The organism is Kamptonema sp. PCC 6506 (genome assembly GCF_000180455.1).
GTDB classification, from domain to species: domain Bacteria; phylum Cyanobacteriota; class Cyanobacteriia; order Cyanobacteriales; family Microcoleaceae; genus Kamptonema; species Kamptonema formosum.
This window is the reverse complement of sequence record NZ_CACA01000241.1, coordinates 1-1,436: the sequence shown is the minus strand read 5'-3', so window position 1 is coordinate 1,436 and position 1,436 is coordinate 1. Positions and strand designations below refer to the sequence as shown.

General features: G+C 51.9%; 1 protein-coding gene. It reads left to right on the top strand.

Translation table 11 applies throughout. The annotated features are described in order from the left end of the window. Positions 1-206: 206 nt before the first annotated feature. Positions 207-1,436: CHC2 zinc finger domain-containing protein (locus OSCI_RS12385; protein ID WP_039962226.1), on the top strand; the 1,230-nt coding region annotated here is incomplete at its 3' end.

The window sequence follows — 1,436 nt, the reverse complement described above, 5'->3', positions numbered from 1 at the left end:
TAATCCAATAGTAACGCAAAAGGAGCAAAATAGTCACCCTATTGGAGGGAACCAATTGGGGGAGTCAACCAAAACTCTCAACACCCTTTCCTCCAAACACGCTCAAGCATAACTACCACACCCAACAACTCCGACTCCTGTCCATCCCATAACCCGCAAGAGGCTTCATCCTCACGCACTTCCCAAACACCACAGGAGCGTCAACCATGTCAGAATTCACAGAAATTTCAACAGCATCTCAAAACCCATCAACCAACACCCCCCAAACCAGCGTTCAAACACAGATTCCCCAAACCAAACAGCAAATCATCGCCTGGGTACGAGATCGCCTCAACAAACCCCCCTTCCCCATCAGCCCCCAACAGTCCCTACTCAACAACAAAGTCGAAAAACAACCCGCTTACTACGATCGCCACTACTACAAAACCTTAGAATGGAAGCCCTACCAAAAGTGGCACTCCCTTGACCCCAAACTCCAAGAACAACTAATCGCCACCTGGCACTCCGACCACCGCATCGACGGCGTAAGCACCCTCGGCGGCTGGAACGGGCAACATTGGCTATGCTGGATCGACTTCGACCTTAATGCCAGCGAAACCCCAGAAATACTCAAAACCCGCATCGACGCTTGGATTAACACCTACCCCATCCTCCAAAGCGCCCCCCAATTCTTAACACCCTCCGGCGGCTACCGCGTCCTCGTCGCCTTCCTCACAGAACCACAAGACTTCGGGGCCAACAACGGCTTCGCCTTCACCCCCAACACCACAGTCCGAGAAGGCGAACTCCTCACCAAAAACGGCGGTCACACCCTATTACCGCCTACCATCGGCTCCAACGGCAAAAAATACGAATTCACCGTATGGTCAGAATATCCCCCCACCGTACCAGGGCCCGAATCCATCGGCTTGTACCCCTGTAAAGACACCAAAACCTTTCAACGCCAACCCCTCGAGCGCAAAACAAACACCTTGGGGAATGCACCAGCCCCCAAAATCGTACACAACGGCTTCGGACAAAGCTTAGTAGAAATACTCGAACAAGAAATCTACCCCAAACTGAGCGCAGATAGCCTTTTCGGAGACTTAGAAGACTGGAAAGGAACCGAAAAAAACTGCTGGTGTCCCTTGTGCACCATCCGCGAACAAGCCCCATCCTTCAACGTTCCAGCCGACAAAACCACATTTTTCTGCTATGGCTGCCGGGCCACAGGCAGTTGGGCCGACTACATCATGCTTCGGGATGGCGTAGACTTCAAAACAGCCATCAAAACCCTAGCAAATATAGCTAGAGTGCAACTGCCGCCAACCTTTGACAAAGTTTCCGGCCCTATCCGTCAAAGTTACAATCGCAACGGCAATGGTAACAACAACCACGCTGGAAACGCGATTCCTGGCAATGGTAATGGCGGTAATGGCAATGGCGATCGCAGCATT